16 protein-coding genes are annotated in these 15,929 nt (G+C 73.1%); 8 read left to right on the top strand and 8 right to left on the bottom strand.

The genetic code is table 11. The features are described 5' to 3' along the window. Nucleotides 1-188 precede the first annotated feature (188 nt). Both FLL47_RS27960 and FLL47_RS27955 read left to right on the top strand, forming a co-directional pair. Nucleotides 189-1,736, top strand: coding sequence for a glycosyltransferase family 2 protein (locus FLL47_RS27960; protein WP_144123897.1), 1,548 nt, complete (start codon nucleotides 189-191; stop codon nucleotides 1,734-1,736). 56 nt (nucleotides 1,737-1,792) lie between these two features. Continuing rightward, on the top strand, nucleotides 1,793-2,542 hold the full coding sequence (locus FLL47_RS27955) for a phosphotransferase (RefSeq protein WP_144123895.1): 750 nt from the start codon (nucleotides 1,793-1,795) through the stop codon (nucleotides 2,540-2,542). 29 nt (nucleotides 2,543-2,571) lie between these two features. Here FLL47_RS27955 and FLL47_RS27950 read toward each other — a convergent pair whose 3' ends face one another. Beyond that, nucleotides 2,572-3,540 (bottom strand): NAD-dependent epimerase/dehydratase family protein, encoded by a 969-nt coding sequence (locus FLL47_RS27950; RefSeq protein WP_144123893.1) that lies wholly within the window; start codon nucleotides 3,538-3,540, stop codon nucleotides 2,572-2,574. A gap of 134 nt (nucleotides 3,541-3,674) precedes the next feature. On the opposite strand from FLL47_RS27950, the gene FLL47_RS27945 reads away from it, so the two are divergent. The 3 genes from FLL47_RS27945 (at nucleotide 3,675) to FLL47_RS27935 (ending at nucleotide 6,869) form a co-directional block, all read left to right on the top strand. After that, nucleotides 3,675-4,298, top strand: coding sequence for a PadR family transcriptional regulator (locus FLL47_RS27945; protein ID WP_246158724.1), 624 nt, complete (start codon nucleotides 3,675-3,677; stop codon nucleotides 4,296-4,298). Nucleotides 4,299-4,487: 189 nt separating this feature from the next. Further along, complete coding sequence (locus tag FLL47_RS27940; RefSeq protein ID WP_144123889.1) at nucleotides 4,488-5,699, top strand: FAD-dependent oxidoreductase; 1,212 nt, start codon at nucleotides 4,488-4,490, stop codon at nucleotides 5,697-5,699. 129 nt (nucleotides 5,700-5,828) lie between these two features. Further along, nucleotides 5,829-6,869 (top strand): glycoside hydrolase family protein, encoded by a 1,041-nt coding sequence (locus tag FLL47_RS27935; RefSeq protein WP_246158721.1) that lies wholly within the window; start codon nucleotides 5,829-5,831, stop codon nucleotides 6,867-6,869. A gap of 7 nt (nucleotides 6,870-6,876) precedes the next feature. On the opposite strand, the gene FLL47_RS27930 is transcribed toward FLL47_RS27935, so the two are convergent. The 6 genes from FLL47_RS27930 to FLL47_RS27905 form a co-directional block, all read right to left on the bottom strand. Then, a complete protein-coding gene (locus FLL47_RS27930) occupies nucleotides 6,877-7,164 on the bottom strand; it encodes a DUF3040 domain-containing protein (protein ID WP_144123885.1) in 288 nt (95 codons plus the stop codon). 141 nt (nucleotides 7,165-7,305) lie between these two features. Beyond that, entirely contained in the window at nucleotides 7,306-7,905 is a 600-nt protein-coding gene (locus FLL47_RS27925; RefSeq protein ID WP_144123883.1) for a phosphoribosylanthranilate isomerase, read from the bottom strand. 12 nt (nucleotides 7,906-7,917) lie between these two features. Then, entirely contained in the window at nucleotides 7,918-8,748 is an 831-nt protein-coding gene (locus FLL47_RS27920; RefSeq protein ID WP_144123881.1) for an alpha/beta fold hydrolase, read from the bottom strand. A gap of 136 nt (nucleotides 8,749-8,884) precedes the next feature. After that, a complete protein-coding gene (locus FLL47_RS27915; RefSeq protein WP_144123879.1) occupies nucleotides 8,885-9,724 on the bottom strand; it encodes an ABC transporter permease in 840 nt (279 codons plus the stop codon). Between the two features lie 9 nt (nucleotides 9,725-9,733). Continuing rightward, nucleotides 9,734-10,516, bottom strand: a complete 783-nt coding sequence (gene modA, locus FLL47_RS27910) for a molybdate ABC transporter substrate-binding protein (protein WP_144123877.1) — start codon at nucleotides 10,514-10,516, stop codon at nucleotides 9,734-9,736. Between the two features lie 166 nt (nucleotides 10,517-10,682). Then, a complete protein-coding gene (locus FLL47_RS27905) occupies nucleotides 10,683-12,047 on the bottom strand; it encodes a metal-dependent hydrolase family protein (protein ID WP_144123875.1) in 1,365 nt (454 codons plus the stop codon). 118 nt (nucleotides 12,048-12,165) lie between these two features. Here FLL47_RS27905 and FLL47_RS27900 point away from each other — a divergent pair, with 118 nt between their 5' ends. Beyond that, a complete protein-coding gene (locus FLL47_RS27900; protein WP_144123873.1) occupies nucleotides 12,166-12,588 on the top strand; it encodes a DUF4259 domain-containing protein in 423 nt (140 codons plus the stop codon). A gap of 35 nt (nucleotides 12,589-12,623) precedes the next feature. Further along, nucleotides 12,624-13,517, top strand: a complete 894-nt coding sequence (locus tag FLL47_RS27895; RefSeq protein WP_144123871.1) for a phosphotransferase family protein — start codon at nucleotides 12,624-12,626, stop codon at nucleotides 13,515-13,517. A 74-nt stretch (nucleotides 13,518-13,591) separates the two neighbouring features. On the opposite strand, the gene FLL47_RS27890 is transcribed toward FLL47_RS27895, so the two are convergent. Next, nucleotides 13,592-14,821 carry an SGNH/GDSL hydrolase family protein gene (locus FLL47_RS27890; protein ID WP_144124053.1) on the bottom strand — a complete coding sequence of 410 codons (1,230 nt, stop codon included), beginning with the start codon at nucleotides 14,819-14,821 and terminating at the stop codon, nucleotides 13,592-13,594. A gap of 183 nt (nucleotides 14,822-15,004) precedes the next feature. On the opposite strand from FLL47_RS27890, the gene hemC reads away from it, so the two are divergent. Next, nucleotides 15,005-15,928, top strand: a complete 924-nt coding sequence (gene hemC, locus FLL47_RS27885) for a hydroxymethylbilane synthase (RefSeq protein ID WP_222106226.1) — start codon at nucleotides 15,005-15,007, stop codon at nucleotides 15,926-15,928. Nucleotide 15,929: the final 1 nt, after the last annotated feature.

Here is a 15,929-nt window from a genome sequence, read left to right as displayed (position 1 = left end):
CGACTCCCATGGTCCGCCTCTCTGGGTGATACCGGTACGGGGCGGACGCAGCCTACGGGACTGCCGCCGCGCGTCCGCTCCTGATCTACGCGTGCTGCCGGCTTATTGTTACCGTAGTCGCCAGCAAGCTGCACCCGGGTGTCTCCACGCCGACCCCGGCACCCCTGCCGAACGCTGGAGGCGAATACGTGACCCCTGTCGACGTGAGTGTCATCGTCCCGGTGTACAACACGATGCCGTACCTGCGGCGCTGCATGGACTCGCTGGTGGGGCAGACCCTCGGGCTGAACCGCCTGGAGATCATCGCGGTGGACGACGGCTCGACCGACGGCAGCGCCGCGGAACTGGCCCGGTTCGCCGACCGTTACCCCGGCAGCGTCAAGGTGGTCCGCCAGCCCAACTCCGGCGGCCCGGCCAGCCCCTGCAACCACGGTCTCCGCCTGGCCACCGGCCGGTTCGTCTTCTTCGTCGGCGCCGACGACTACCTAGGCCCCGAGGCGCTGGAGCGGATGGTCGACGCGGCCGACCGCCACGGCTCCGAGGTCGTGCTCGGCAAGACCGTCGGCGTCAACAGCCGCTTCATCTACCAGCAGGTCTTCGCCCGCAACGAGGCGGACATCAGCTTCGCCGGTTCGGGGCTGCCCTGGTCGCTGGCCAACATCAAGCTCTTCTCCCGCGACCTGATCGAGCGGCACGCCATCCGCTACCCCGAGGACATGCCGATCGGCAGCGACTTCCCGTTCACGCTGGAGGCCTGCCACCGGGCCGCGCGGATCTCGGTCGTCGCCGACTACGACTGCTACTACGCCGTACGCCGGCTCAACGCCCAGAACGTCACCCACCTGAGCAACGCCGCCGACCGGCTGTACTGCATGCGTCGCCTGATGGAGTTCACCGTCGGGCTGATGCCGCCCGGCAAGGACCGCGAGGCCGTGCTGTCCCGGCTGTTCGCGCTCGAGGTCGCCGTCGTGCTGCGCGACGACCTGCTCAAGGTCGAGCGTTCCGTGCAGGAGGCGGTGCATGCCTGCGTACGTGAGCTCGCCGACCGCTACCTCACCGCCGAGACCGGCGCGGAGATGGAGGTCGAGACCCGGCTGCGCGTCGCCGTCGTGCAGGCCGGGGACGTCGACGACCTGCTCGCCGTCATCCGCCAGGACGTGCAGCGGGGCGTCGCCCCGATCGTCGTCGAGGGCGAGCGCTGGTATGTCGCGTACCCCGGGTTCCGTACCCCCGGCTCGTCGCTGCCGGACGAGATCTTCGAGGTCACCGCGCACGCGGCCGGTTGGGCCGCGAAGCTCGACGCCACCCAGGCGGTGTGGCGTCGCCGCGCGGACGGCGCGACGGTGCTGGCCATCTCGGCCCGCAGCCCGCTGCCGGACCTGGCCGCGCAGGGCGAGATCCGTTTCCAGGCCGAGGACCTGACCGCACCGGTCCAGGTCACCGAGAGCCGTCCGGCGACCGTGGTGCAGGCCGAGTTCTCCGTCGCCGATGTCGTCGACGCCAGCGCCGTCAGCGGGCAGCGCCGCTCGGTGCGGGTGAGCGTGCACGCCCGCGGCCAGGAGGGCTCCGCGCCGCTGCGCGCCGCCGGCCTGCGGCTGCCGCGACCTGTCATCTGGCGTCGCGGCCTGCGGGTGTACGCGGTCACCCCGGCCAAGGACCCGTCCGGCCGCCTCATGATCTCCGTTGTCCCGATGACCCCCGGCCGCATCCTGGCCCGCCTCGCCCGCCGCCGCTGATCACGCCGGCGGGGTAATCGGTTGCGGGGGGCGCGTGTGCGACCGATGATCACGTGGTGGTGGAGGGTGAAGAGGCGCTGGTCGGGAACGTGACCGCGGGTGTGGTGCGGGTGGGCGACACCGTGCGGCGGCCTGCGGGGCCTTGGACGGAGGGCGTGGACGCGTTCCTGCGGCACCTGCACGGGAGCGGGTTCACCGGCGCACCCCAGCCGCTCGGTCGCGACGAGCAGGGCCGCCAGGTGCTGGAGTACGTGTCCGGCGAGATCGGCGACGCGACGGGGACATACGCCCTGACCGAACTGGCTGAAATCGGCCGGATGCAACGCAGCCTGCACGATGCCGCAGTGAACTTCGTCCCCGAGGTCGGGACCCGGTGGGAGACGCCGATCCCGCCCGACCGCGCCGAGCTGGTCTGCCACAACGACGTAGCGCCATGGAACCTGGTGCACGCCGAGCGGGGCTGGGTCCTGATCGACTGGGACGGCGCGGCGCCGAGCTCACGCCTGTGGGACCTGGCCTATGCGGCGCAGAGCATGGCCGGGATGAGCCCGCGCCGCGACCCGGCGGAGTCGGCCGTCCGGCTGCGCGCCTTCACCGATGGCTACGGCCTGGACCCGGACCGGGGTCCGGAGCTGGCGGCGCTGCTCGGCCGCCGGGCGCGGGCCATGTACGACCTGCTGGAGACCGGGTTCAGCGAGAACCGGCAGCCCTGGGCGCGGATCTTCACCGAGGACGGCCCGTACTGGCGCGACACCGCCGCCTACCTGGACCGGCACACCGCAGTCTGGGCCGCCGCGCTCGCCTGAGCGGTCATACTCGGACGGCTCGGGTGTGGTCAGCCCTGACCGATGCCGCGCAGCAGCGTCGCCTCCCGCTCCGCGCCCAGACCGTCGGCCGGCAGTGGTCCCGGCGTCGAGGCCAGCCAGGCCCAGGTGTCGGCGACGGTCTGCTCGACCGGGCGGCAGCGCAGGCCGGCCGCATGTGCGCGCTCGGCGTCGGTCTCGTGCAGGCCGCGTACGGCACTGCCCGCCGGCACCCAGATCGGCAGCTCGGACCAGGGCTGCACACCTGCCGCGGTGACCGCGGCGGTCGGCACCCAGCGCAGCCGGGCACCGGAGACGGTCGCCTCGGCGCATGCCGACAGCAGCGCCCCCATGGTGGTGTGGCCGGGCCGGCTCACCACGTTGTAGGTCCCGCCGAGGCCGGCGTGTGCGGCGTCGAGCAGCCAGCGGGCGAGATCCCGCACGTCGATGTACTGCAGTCCCAGGTCCGGCGGTCCGGGGACCGGCACGTCGCCGCCGCGGGCCAGCCGGCGCAGCCACCAGACGAGCCGTTCGGGCTGCTCGTGCGGGCCGAGGATGAGGCCGGGCCGGGCGACCAGCGCCCGATCCCCGAACGTGTCGCGCACGGCCTGCTCGGCGGCCGCCTTGACCGTGCCCAGCGACGGTCCCTCGGTGTGCACCAGTGGCGACTTCTCCGTGAGGCCGCGGGTCGACAGATCGCGGTAGACCGAGCGGCTCGACACGTGCACGTACCGGCCGCAGGCCGGTGCCAGAGCGGCCGCGGCGAGGGCGGCGACCTGCGGCGCACCGTCCCAGGTGTCCACCACCGCGTCCCAGGTCGGGTGGGTGAGCGGGGCGAGGTCGGCCGCCCGCGTCCGGTCGCCGCGCACGGAGGCGACTCCGTCCGGCGGAGCGCCGGAAACGCCGCGGTGGAACGCCGTCACCTGCCAGCCGCGGCGGACGGCGTCGCCGGCGATCGCCCGGCCGAGGAAGCGGGTGCCACCGAGGATCAGTAGTCGCATACCCGGCACGGTAGCGGGTGGCGACGGGTGGCGCGGCCCGTGCTCGGATGCGTATACTCGTAAACGAGTAATCAAGAGCGGAGTAAGAAGAGCGGGCGGCAGACGTGGCGAAGCGGCGCAAGGTGGGCAATCTGATGGCGCTGGCAGTGCTGTCCGCGCTCGTCCAGCGACCCATGCACCCGTACCAGATGGCCTCGGTCCTGCGCGAGCACGGCAAGGACCAGAACATGAAGATCAAGTGGGGCTCGCTCTACACGGTCGTGCAGAACCTGGAGAAGCACGGCCTGGTCGAGGCCACCGAGAGCGTGCGCCAGGGCGGCCGCCCGGAGCGGACCGTCTACGGCATCACCGAGGCGGGCCGCGCCGAGCTGACCGACTGGGTGCGTGAGCTGCTGTCCACACCCGAGCAGGAGCAGTCACGGTTCACGGCCGCGCTGTCGGTCATGGCCGTGTTGTCGCCCGCCGAAGCGGCAGACCTGCTGGCACGGCGGCTCACCGCACTGGAGGACAAGCTCGCCGCACGGCGCGCGGCCCTGGCCGAAGCCGCCCGCGAGGTCCCGCGGCTGTTCCTGGTCGAGGAGGAGTACGAGCTGGCCGTGGCCGACGCCGAGGTCGGCTTCGTGCGCGGCCTGCTCGGCGAGCTGACCTCCGGCACGTTCCCCGGCCTGGCGGACTGGCAGGTCTTCAGCGAGACCGGGGTCGTTCCGCCGGAGCTGGCCGAGCTGATGGAGAGGGGGCTGCACCCGCAGCAACCCTGACGAACGGTCCCCGGCGGCGTGCGCCAACACGCCACCGGAGACCTCAACCCTCGCACCGCACCGCAGGGGCCCGGCCACGAGAGGTGGCAACCGCAAGGATAGCCGGGCTCCCCTGCCGGTTCGGTGTGCACCGATCCGAACCCGAGCCGGTCGAGCGACCGGCCGGCTACCCCTGGGGAGCAGACAGTCATGACGAAGGTGAAGACCGCCTTGATCGTGGGCGGCGGCATCGCCGGCCCGGTGGCCGCGATGGCCCTGCAGCAGGCGGGCATCGAGGCACGCCTGTACGAGGCGTACGGCAGCACGGCGGAGAACGTCGGCGGAGGCCTGAGCATCGCGCCCAACGGCCTGGCCGCGCTGCAGGTGATCGGCGCGGACGACGTGGTGCGCGCGATCGGCCTGCCCATGTCGAGCATCGTCATCCACAGCTGGACCGGCAAGCGGCTGGCCTCGTTCGGCGGCCCGAGCGGTATGGAGCCGCAGCGCTTCGTGATGCGGCCCGACCTCTACCGGGCCCTCTACGGCGAGGCCGCACGCCGCGGCATCGCCGTGGCGCACGGCAAGCGCCTGGTCTCCGCCGAGCACCTGGGCTCGCCGCACGCGCCGTCGGGCGTGCGGGCCCATTTCGCGGACGGCACCGCCGCGGAGGCGGACGTCCTGATCGGCGCTGACGGCATCCGTTCCACGGTGCGTACGGTCATCGACCCGGCCGCGCCCCTGCCCCGCTACACCGGCCTGCTCGGCTTCGGCGGCTGGTCGACCGGCACGGGCCTGCCGAGCACCGGCGACGCGATGTACATGATGTTCGGCAAGCGCGCCTTCTTCGGCTACCAGGTGTTCGACGACGGCCGCTGCGGCTGGTTCGCCAACCTGCCGCACCCGCAGCCGATGACGTGGTCGCAAGCGAACAAGACCGGTGCGCGGGAGTGGACACGGCTGCTGACGGAGGCGTTCGCCGACGACCGGATGCCGGTGCTCGACATCCTGCGCACCTCCGAGGAGCCCGAGTTCGTCGCGGTCGGCGGCATGGAGGACATCCCGCGTGTGCCGAACTGGCACCGGGGCCGGATGGTGCTGGTCGGCGACGCCGCGCACGCCACGTCGCCGTCGTCGGGCCAGGGCGCCTCCCTGGCCGCGGAGAGCGCGGTGCAGCTCGCCCGCTGCCTGCGCGACCTGCCCGCGGAGCAGGCGTTCACAGCGTACGAAGGGCTGCGCCGGGAACGGGTCGAGCGCATCATCGCCGTGGCGGCACGTACCAACAGCGACAAGGCGGCGGGCCCGATCGCCCGGGTGCTGCGCGACGCGCTGCTGCCCACGGCGATGAAGCTGCTGGCCAAGCCCGAGAAGATGGCCTGGCAGTTCGACCACCGCATCGACTGGGCGGCCCGCGTCACCGCATGATCGGTGATTGACATCGACCCAGCAGCCTAGGACACCTTGGCGACGGTGTGCCAGCGCACCGGCCGTTCCGTGGGAGCGGTCGGTGCCCTGGCGTGCCCCGTTCATGCACGGCGGCTAGGGTTTCGGCTCGTGGACGAGACCTCGCAGCGGCAACCGGGCAGGCACGTGCGGCGCGACAGCCGGAAGCTGTGGCTGGCGGTGGCACTGACCGTCGCAGTCCTGATCGGAGGGTCGTTCGCGGCCGTGCGGCTGTGGAGTGACGGTCCGGGCGCGCAGGCGGCCGGCCCGGGGGAGCCCGCGGCGGTGACGCAGGGCGCGGTGGATCCGGCGGCATCCGAAACGGCGTCGGCGGGGCCGTCGGCGAGCGCGTCCGCCACACCGCGTCCGTCGGTGTCGGCGAGTCCGAGGAGCCAGCCCGGCGGCCCGGCGAAGACGTCGGCCAAGAAGGGCGCCACCGTCTGGGACTTCGGCGGCCTCAAGGCGGCGCTGACCGACGTGCGCGCGAGCTGGTACTACAACTGGTCGTCGGGCCCGAGCAGGGACGCGGGAACCAGCGCCGCGTTCGTGCCGATGATCTGGGGCGAGAAGTCGGTGACGGACGCCGAGCTGGCCCGCGCGAAGAGATCGGGCAAGGTGCTGCTGGGCTTCAACGAGCCTGACTTCGCCAGCCAGTCCAACATGACCGTCGAGCGCGCCCTCGACCTGTGGCCGCGGCTGCAGGCGACCGGCCTGCGGCTGGGCAGCCCGGCGGTGGCGGTGGGCGCGGACAAGGCGGGCGGCTGGCTGGACCGCTTCCTCAGCGGGGCGAAGGCGCGCGGCCATCGGGTCGACTTCATCACCCTGCACTGGTACGGCGCGGACTTCTCCTCGGCCGCGGTCGGGCACCTGAAGAACTACCTGCAGGCGGTGTACCAGCGCTACCGGATGCCGATCTGGGTCACCGAGTACGCGCTGATCAAGTGGGGCGCGAACGGGGCGGTGTACCCGAGCGACGCGCAGCAGGCCGCGTTCGTCACCGGCTCGACGAGGATGATGGAGGGCCTGTCCTACGTGGAGCGCTACGCGTGGTTCGCGCTGCCCTGGCCCACCGAGGGCCACCAGGGAACCGCGCTCTACCGCGACGGCGACAGCCCGACCGCGGCCGGCCGGGCGTACCGCGCGGCCGGTTGACCGGCGCTCAGTCGCCCGGGCCCGAGAAGCCGTCGCCGATCGTGGCCAGCGCCAGCACCGCGCCCAGCGCGGCGACGAACCCGCCGCCCGGGGCACCCGCCGCGAACAGGGCCACGGCCACCGCGAACCCGGTGAGGCCCAGCGCGATCCGCAGCCCGGAGCGGCGCCGCCTGCGGTATTCGGCGGGCGGGCGCGGCTCGCCGGCACCGAGCCCGAGCGCGAAGTGCGGGTCCTCCGCGCGGGTGCGCTCGGCCAGCTCCGCGAGCCGGCTTTCCTCCTCCGGGCCGAGTGCCACCCGACCTCACCCCATCCCCGTTGAGCTGCGCTTTCGTCGTACCCGTCGCCGACGGGCCGTACACCGCAGTCCCGCGCAGCCCGACGGCGGGCCGGTGCGCGACGGCTCGACCATCATGGCCGGGGCGGGCAACCCGGGCGGTCAGCCTGCCTTGCGCGCGGCGGCGATGAACTCTCTGATCAGGGCCTCGCTCTTGACGCCACGGGCGGACTCGACGCCGCTGGACACGTCCACCCCGCCCGCCCCGGACTGCCGGATCGCGTCGGCGACCGTGTCGGCGCTGAGCCCGCCCGCGAGGATCCAGCCGTCGCCGAGGCCGCGTTCGCGCAGCATCGCGTAGTCCCACGCGCCGCCCGAGCCCGGTTCGGTCGCGTCGACCAGCAGCAAGTCCTCGCCGTACGCCCCGGTGCGCAGGTCCGGAGCTTCGTAGCTGGTCGCCCGCACCAGGGTCAGGCCGAGGTCGGCGACGGCGTCGAAGTCGGCCCGGGAGTAGTCGCCGTGCAGCTGCAGCGCCCGCAGGCCGGTGTCGCGGACCAGGTCCCGTACGGCCGCGACGTCCGCCCCGGCGACGACCGCGACGGTCAGCACGTGCGACGGGACGGCCGTGGCCAGTCGGCGTGCGGTGTCCGGGGTCACCTGGCGGGGGCTGCGGGTCAGCACGAAGCCGACCGCGTCCGCGCCGGCGTCCACGGCGGTGGCGACGGTCTCGGCAGTGGACAGTCCGCAGATCTTCACGAACACGGGTGCCTCCGGTCAGGCTTCGGTGGCGATACGGGCCAGGATCTCGCGGGCCGTGTCGTCGGGCGCCTCGTCGGGGATCCAGTGGCTGACGCCGGGCAGGGTGACGAAGCGGTAGTCGCCGGTGACGTAGGCGGCGCAGCTCTCGGCCGCCTTGGGCCCGATCGCCCAGTCGCCGTCGCTCCACAGGAACGTGGTCGGCACCGCGACCCGGCCGGCCGGGGTGAAGCCGGAGCCCAGGGTCAGCGCCCGGTACCAGTTCAGGCCGCCGGTGAGCCGGGCGCGGTCCAGCATCGGCGTGACGAAGCGCTCGACCCGTTCGGCGGGGACGCCGGTGAAGATCTCCCGCAGCCGTCGGCCGTCGTGCTCCAGCAGCGTGTCCTCGGCCTTGCCCTCCTGCTGGAACAGGCCGATGTAGGCCGAGCGCTGCTGCTGGTCGGGGTCGGTGGCGATGGTCTTGGCGAACGCCACCGGATGCGGCACGGAGATCGCGGTGAGGGTGCGCACCCGGTCGGCGTGCGCGGCGGCCAGGTGCCAGGCCACCACGGCGCCCCAGTCGTGGCCCACCACGTGCGCCCGGTCCACGCCCAGCGCGTCGAGCACCGCGAGCGCGTCGGCGACGCATTCGCCCATGACGTAGTCGGCGACCGCGGTCGGGCGCGCGCCGGGGGAGTAGCCGCGCTGGTCGAACGCGTAGGTGCGCACGCCGGCGTCGTGCAGGCGGTCGGCGACCTGCTCCCATTCGCCCGCGTGCTGCGGGAAGCCGTGCAGCAGCAGCGCCACCGGCCCTTCCGCCGGGCCGCCCGATTGGAGGTCGAACACCAGGTCCCGTGCCGCGATCTGCATACCGGTCAGCCTAGTACGGCACACGGCCCGCGGATCATGTGGCGGCATGCGCGGCGTCCGCTGCGCGAGGATGCGGCCGGGCTGGGCAAGTCCCGTCCCATCCACCGGCCCGGCGTGCAGCGGCGGCCGGACCCGGTCAGGGGCTGCTGATCCAGCGGTCGCGCAGGCTCACCAGGATGGTCACCGAGACGACCAGCAGGATCAGGCTGAGTACGATCGCCGCTTCGAGGTCGGTCTCCAGCGCCAGGTACACGGCCAGTGGCATGGTCTGCGTACGCCCCGGGAAGTTGCCGGCGAAGGTGATCGTCGCGCCGAACTCGCCCAGCGCCCGCGCCCAGCAGAGCACCGCGCCCGCCGCGATGCCGGGCGCGACCAGCGGCAGCGTGACCCGGCGGAACGTGGTCCAGCGGCCCGCGCCCAGCGTCGCGGCGGCCTCCTCGTATCGGGTGTCCGCGCCGCGCAGCGCGCCCTCCACCGCGATGACGAGGAACGGCATCGCCACGAACGCCTCGGCGACGACGACTCCGGCGGTGGTGAACGGCAGCGTGAAGCCGAAGGTCTCGTCCAGCCACGAGCCGATCAGACCGCGACGGCCGAACAGCAGCAGCAGGGCCACGCCGCCGACGACGGGCGGCAGCACCAGCGGCACGGTGATCAGCGCGCGGGCCAGCCGCCGTCCGGGAAACTCGACCCGGGCCAGCAGCCAGGCCAGCGGCACGCCGAGCAGGATGCAGAAGACCGTGGCCAGCGAGGCGGTGAGCAGCGACAGCCGCAGCGCGGCGAGGATCGCGGGCTCGGCCAGGTGCTGCGGCAGTTCCCGCCACGGGGTGCGCAGCAGCAGCGCGACCAGCGGCAGCACCAGGAACGTCAGGCCCAGCCCGGCGGGCAGGATCAGGAAGACCGGGAGGCGCCGGTGGCCGCGCCGGCGCGGCAGTCTCCCCGCCGCGCCGGCTTGCTGGAGTTCGTCGACGGGCATGGGCTCAGGTTACGGAGTCTGGAACCCGGCCGCGGTCAGCACGGCCTTCGCCGGTGAGGACTGCAGGTAGGCCAGGAACGCCTCGGCGCCCGCCTTGTTGGGCGCGTCCTTGAGGGCGACCACGGGATAGTCGTTGATCGCGCCCGCGGACTCGGGGAACTCGACGCCGTCCACATCGGCGGCTGCGGCCTTCGCGTCCGTGCGGTACACCAGCGCCGCGTCGACCTCGCCGAGCTTCACCTTGGACAGCGCAGCCTTGACGTCCTGTTCGAGGGTGACCGGGGTGACCTCGACCCCGGCGGCGTCGAGGGCTTTCTTCGCCGCCGCCCCGCACGGGACCTGCTCGGCGCACACTGCCACCTTCAGGTCGTCCCTGCTCAGGTTCCCCAGCGTGGCGATGCCCTTCGGGTTGCCCTTCGGCACCGCGATGACCAGCTGGTTCCTGACGAACACGACCGGGGTTCCGGCCGCGTCGCCGGCGTCGACGACCGTCTTCACGGTGGCGGGGCTGGCGGCGGCGAACACGTCGGCGGGCGCGCCCTGGGTGATCTGGGTGGCCAGCGCGGAGCTGCCCGCGAAGTTGAACGTCACCTTCGTGCCGGGGTGCGCGGCCTCGAAGTCCTTACCGATCTTCGTGAACGCCTCGGTGAGCGAGGCAGCCGCGAACACGGTCACCTCGCCGGAGACGCCGCCGCTGCCCGCCGGGGCCTGCCCGCCGCCGCACGCGGTGACCGACACGGCCGCGGCCAGCGCCAGCCCGGCCAGCGCCGCGCGGATCCCTCTGCTGCCCATTGCTTTCTCCCCTGGGTCCGCCGGCCCGTCCGACGCAGGGCCGCCGGGTCCAGCCTAGTGCTCGCATCCGCGAGGAATAATGCCGGGCGGGACTCTCTGATGCGTGAATGGAAGCAAGGTCGTATTCGCATCTGCATCAGGACTGAGCGCGCCTGGTTCCGGTGGGTCAGGGCAGGGTGTTCCGGACCGCCACGCCGTCCTTCATGATCACTCGGAGGTTGCCGGGATCGGCGAGCACGTCCAGGTCGGCCAGCGGGTCGCCGTCGACGAGCAGCAGGTCCGCGTACGCCCCCGCCCGCACCACACCCAGCGGAGCGGGATAGGGGTCGCGTGGCCCGGACATCGCCAGCAGCGCCGCGTTCTCCGAGGTCGCCATGCGCAGCACCGCGGCAGGGGAGAACCAGCGGCCGAGCTTCGCCAGCTGCGCGCCCTGGCGGGTGGCCAGCCGTTCGTCGAACAGGGTGTCGGTGCCCCAGGCCAGCCGCACCCCGTGCTTGCGGGCCAGCCGGTACGCGGCCTCGGTGCCGTCGGTGACCAGCAGCTGCTTGGCCCGCCCGTCCGGTGACGCGATCGGCACGGCGTCCGCGTCGTCGAGGAACGGCTGCATCGACCACCACACACCCCGCTCGGCCATCAGCGCGGCGGTCTCGTCGTCGAGCAGGTGCCCGTGCTCGACACAGCGCACCCCGGCCCGGATCGCCTGCTGCACCGACGCCGGGGTGTAGGCGTGCACCATCACGTACGTGCCCCAGTGCCCGGCCGCCTCCACCGCCGCCGCCAGCTCCGCGAACGTGTACTGGGTGACGTCGATCGGGTCGTACGGCGACGCGACGCCGCCGCCGGCCATCACCTTGATCTGGCTCGCGCCGCGCATCAGCTGCTCGCGGGTCGCCCGCAGCACCGCGTCCACGCCGTCGGCGATGGCCGCGGTGCCGGTGCGCTCCACCATGGTCAGCGGCGCGCCCGGTTCGCGCGGCACGTCCAGCAGCGACCGGAAGTCGCCGTGCCCGGCGGTCTGGCTGATGAATGCGCCGCTGGGGTAGATGCGCGGACCGGTGACGATCCCCTCGTCGATCGCCCGTTTGAGTGCGAACACCGGGCCGCCCGCGTCGCGCACCGTGGTGAACCCGCGCAGCAGGGTCCGTTCCGCCTCCCGTCCGGCGACCAGCTGGAGGTAGCCCGGGTCGGCGGTGGCCAGCACCGGCAGCGGTACGGCGGCCATCATGGCGTGCCAGTGCGCGTCGATCAGCCCGGGCATCAGCACCCGCCCGCCGCCGTCGACGACCGAGGTGCCCGGATCTCCGCCGGTCCGCCGGTCCGCTGTGCCGGTATGTTCGGCGGCCCGGCCGGACGGGTCGTCGCCCGCCGCGGTGGCGGACCGGGTGGCCCCGGCTTCGGCCTGCCCGCCGACGCCGGTGATGAGGCCGCCGGAGACGGTGACCGTGGTCGGCGGGGACAGCGCCGGGTTCACCCCGTCGAACACCCGGACGTCGCGGAACTCCGTCACCTCGGTCGCCTGATCACGTGCCATCTGTCGAGTGTCCCGGCCGCGGCCGCGCCCGCGTGGCCGAACCGGCCGGATACGCGGTCCGGGGCAGTTGTCGCATGCGGCCGGTACGGTCCCGCTGCGCCCTGCGGAGGAGGAACTGGTGGGCACATGGGACTCGGGTCCGTTCGACAACGACGGCGCCGCCGACTGGTGCGGCGACCTGGACGACGCCGATCCGGCCGACCGGCTCGGCATGATCCGGCAGACGCTGGCCGCTGCGGCGGACCACGCCGGACACCTCGACGACCGGCGGGGGGTCCGCGCCGTTGCGGCGGCCGCGGTCATCGTGTCCCAGCGGCCCGGCGCGGAGCCGCTGACCTCGCCGTACGCGCCGGACTTCCTGCTCGAAGGCGGGTCCGTGGTGGTCCCCGAGGACGTCGCGGCGCTCGCGGTGCGGGCCCTGGACCGGGTGGCCGGCGACGACTCCGAGTGGCGCGACCTGTGGGAGGACACCGGCGATCCCGCAGAGGCGCTCGCGGCCGTCGGTGACCTGCGTACGGCGCTGTCCACCGTGCCGTGGTGACGGCGCGGCTCCGGCGCCGGCAGGTAGGGTGAGGGATGTCCGGCCGCCACTCCACTGCCGACGTCCACGACGTCGTCGCTGCTCACCTGCCCGGTCACCGGATCGGCGCGGTGGTCGAGCTCGGTGCGGGCCTGGACAACGTGGCGTACGAGGTCGACGGCGAGTTGGTCGTGCGTTTCAGCCGGGAGCCTGACCCGGTGCGGCGCGCCGCGCTGGTCGAGCGCGAGGCCCGGCTGCTGGCGACCGTCGCCGAGGTCTGCCCGCTGCCGGTGCCCGAACCCGTGTTCACGGCAGCGGAGCAGGGCTGTCTGGCCTACGCGAAACTCCCCGGCGTGCCCTTGTCGGAGCTGCCCCGGCAGGGGTGGTCGGCGTACGGCACGTCGATCGCGGCGACCGTCGGCGGGATGCTCGATGCGCTGCACGCCGGGCCGGTCGACCGGTGGGCCGGTCTGTTGGAGGCCGACGACCAGCCGATGGCCGAGTGGCTTCGCGAGGCCGAGGAGTCGTATCGCTCGGTCGCGGGGCACGTCCCGGCGGCGCACCGGCGCGCGGTGGAGACGTTCCTGCGCGGACCGTCCCCGGACCAGGGCCACGTCCTGGTGTTCTCCCACAACGACCTGGGCATCGAGCACGTGCTCGTCGACCCTGTCGGGTGGACGGTGACCGGCGTCATCGACTGGAGTGACGCGGCGCTCGTGGATCCCGCGTACGACTTCGGGCTGCTGTACCGGGATCTCGGTCCGGACGCGCTGCGGGCCGCATTGCGCCGGTGCCGCGGGGACGCCGACGAGGTCGCGGTGCTCGGCGAACGCGCGGTCTTCTACGCCCGGTGCAGCCTCTTCGAGGACCTCGCCTACGGCGTCGAGACCGGCCGGGGCGGGTACATCGGCCGGTGCCTCGCGGCGATGCGCTGGCTGTTCCCGGCGTAGCAGGTCAGAGCTCGTTGGCGTTGGGAAGGGCACCTTCTACAACGCATGGCGATGTGAAGGTGCCCTTCCTTTCGTCATTGGAAGGTGAGGGTGCCGTTGGGGTTGCGGATGCAGGCGATGGTGCGGTTGGCGGTGGTGGAGGCCGCCGCGAGGCACTGGCCGAGGACGGCGTGGCCGGCCGCGTTCGGGTGCCAGGACTCCTGGCAGGTCTGGAAGTAGGTCACGCAGGTGTTCGCGAACCGCTGGATGGCGATCTTGTCGTATCCGGACAGGTTCGTGATGAAAGTGCCGGAGGGGCCGTCCATGATGCGGACCGGGGTGGCCAGCGCGCCGGTGGGGCTGTTGGCGTTCTCGCAGAGCCGGGCGCCGTCGAAGGCGCGCTGCACGTTGAGGTAGACCAGGTCCTGGCCGGGGAACTCGGCGGACAGGTTGGCGTGGGAGTTGCGCACCACGTTGCCGAGGTTGGCCGAGAAGCGGTGGCCGGGGGCGAGGCTGGCGCGGTGGATCGGGCAGCCGGCCGCGTACCGCTCGGCACCCAGTTCGCGGAACTTGTCCCGGTCGTCCTGGCGGCCGTCCTGCTCGATGAAGGAGCTGTAGACGTCGGTCGGCAGCGGGTTGGTGTAGTCCTGGAACACGATGCGGTGCTGGCCGTCGGCGTCGACCTGGTTCAGGGTCGTGATCAGCTGGCGGAGCGCGTTGGTGGTCTCGGTGGTGGCCGCGGCGACCTCGGCCGCGGTGGCCAGGTCGGCGTCGGCGCACGGTTCCTGGGGCACCGGGCCGTTGAGGTAGGCCCAGAACTCCCACCAGCCGGTCCAGGCGTCGGCGATGAACCGGTTGGCGCACAGCGTCGCCACGTCGCCGAAGGTGAACGAGCTGTTGTTGGAGCCGAGGCCGACCAGTACCAGGTCGATGTCGTGGGTCTGCGCCACGGCCCGCAGCTGGTCGAGCTGCGCGGCGACCTGGCGGCCGCTGGTGCGGGTGTTCGACGCGGCGGCGATGTCGTGCGGCTGGCCGCCCGAGCAGGCCAGGTTGAATCGGGCGGAGATGCCCGACAGCGCGGCCTTGTTCAGCGACGCGTTGGCCGAGCGGTGGCAGAAGTAGGCGTTGGCGTTCGCCCCCGACCAGCCGGGGAAGCCCTGGGCCACCCCGTTGACGTCGACGACGGTGGTGTACGCACCCGCGCCTTCGCCGCTGATGAAGCTGTCACCGACCGCGACGGCGGCCGTGGGCAGGGCGGCCGTGGCGGGGGCGGCGGCTACCGCGAACGCGGCCCAGCCGAGCGCGACGGCGGCGGTGCCGGCCATCGCCTTACGAAGTCTCAGCACTGAGCTTCCTCTCCGAAGTGGAATGTGAGAACGGTTCGCGAGATCAGATCACGCCCGGAGAAGTACGTCAATGCCGCCGTTAACGCTGAAGAAAACCTTCCGCACGACACGCCTGGATCGCTTCACGGCCTGTTCATGTCGGCTGGCCGTAGGGTTCCTGAGGTGACGACGACCGTCCGCCTCGGCACCCGGGGCAGCACCATGGCCCTGGCGCAGGCCCGCCACGTCGCCCGCGAGCTGGAGTCCGCGCACGCGGGCCTCGCGGTGCGGATCGTGCCCGTGTCCACCCACGGCGACCGCTGGACCGGCAGCCTCGCCACGGCCGGCGGCAAGGGCGCGTTCACCAGCGAGATCGACGCGCTGCTGCAGGCCGGCGACATCGACCTGGCCGTGCACTGCCTCAAGGACATCCCCGGCGACGTCGCGCTGCCCGACGGGATCTGCATCGCGGCGTACCTGCCGCGCGACGACCCCCGCGACGCGCTGATCAGCCGGGACGGCCTGCGGCTCGACCAGCTCGCCCGCGACGCGGTCGTCGGCACCAGCGCGGTGCGCCGCCAGGCGCAGCTCCAGCGGGCCCGCCCCGACCTGCGGGTCAAGCCGATCCGCGGCAACGTGGACAGCCGTATCGCGCGCCTTGACTCCGGCGACGTCGACGCGATCGTGGTCGCCGCGTGCGGGCTGCACCGCATCGGCCAGGCGCACCGCATCACGCAGCTGCTGGACGCCGAGCTGATGGGACCGGCCGTCGGCGCGGGCACGGTCGTGGTCACCACACGGACGTCCGGGCAGGCGTACACGCTGGTCATGGCGTTGGACGAGCCGGACAGCCGGGACGCGAGCCTGGCCGAGCGGGCGCTGCTGCACCGCTTCGGCGCGAGCTGCAACAGCGCCGTCAGCGGGCACGCGACCATCGAGCGGGACACGGTCACCCTGCGCGCCGCGGTGTACGCCCCGGAGGGCGACCGCCTGCTGGCGACCGTCGTCGCGGGCGACCGCACCGCCGCGCCCACGCTCGGCCGGCAGGCCGCCGACGAGCTGCTGGCCCTCGGCGCCCGCAAGCTGCTCGACCCCTACCTGCGCTGAC

Origin of the sequence: Catellatospora sichuanensis (genome assembly GCF_007483665.1) — a bacterium.
Classification (GTDB): Bacteria; Actinomycetota; Actinomycetes; order Mycobacteriales; family Micromonosporaceae; genus Catellatospora; species Catellatospora sichuanensis.
The sequence above is the reverse complement of the archived record's forward strand: the minus strand, read 5'-3'. Positions and strand labels throughout refer to the sequence as shown.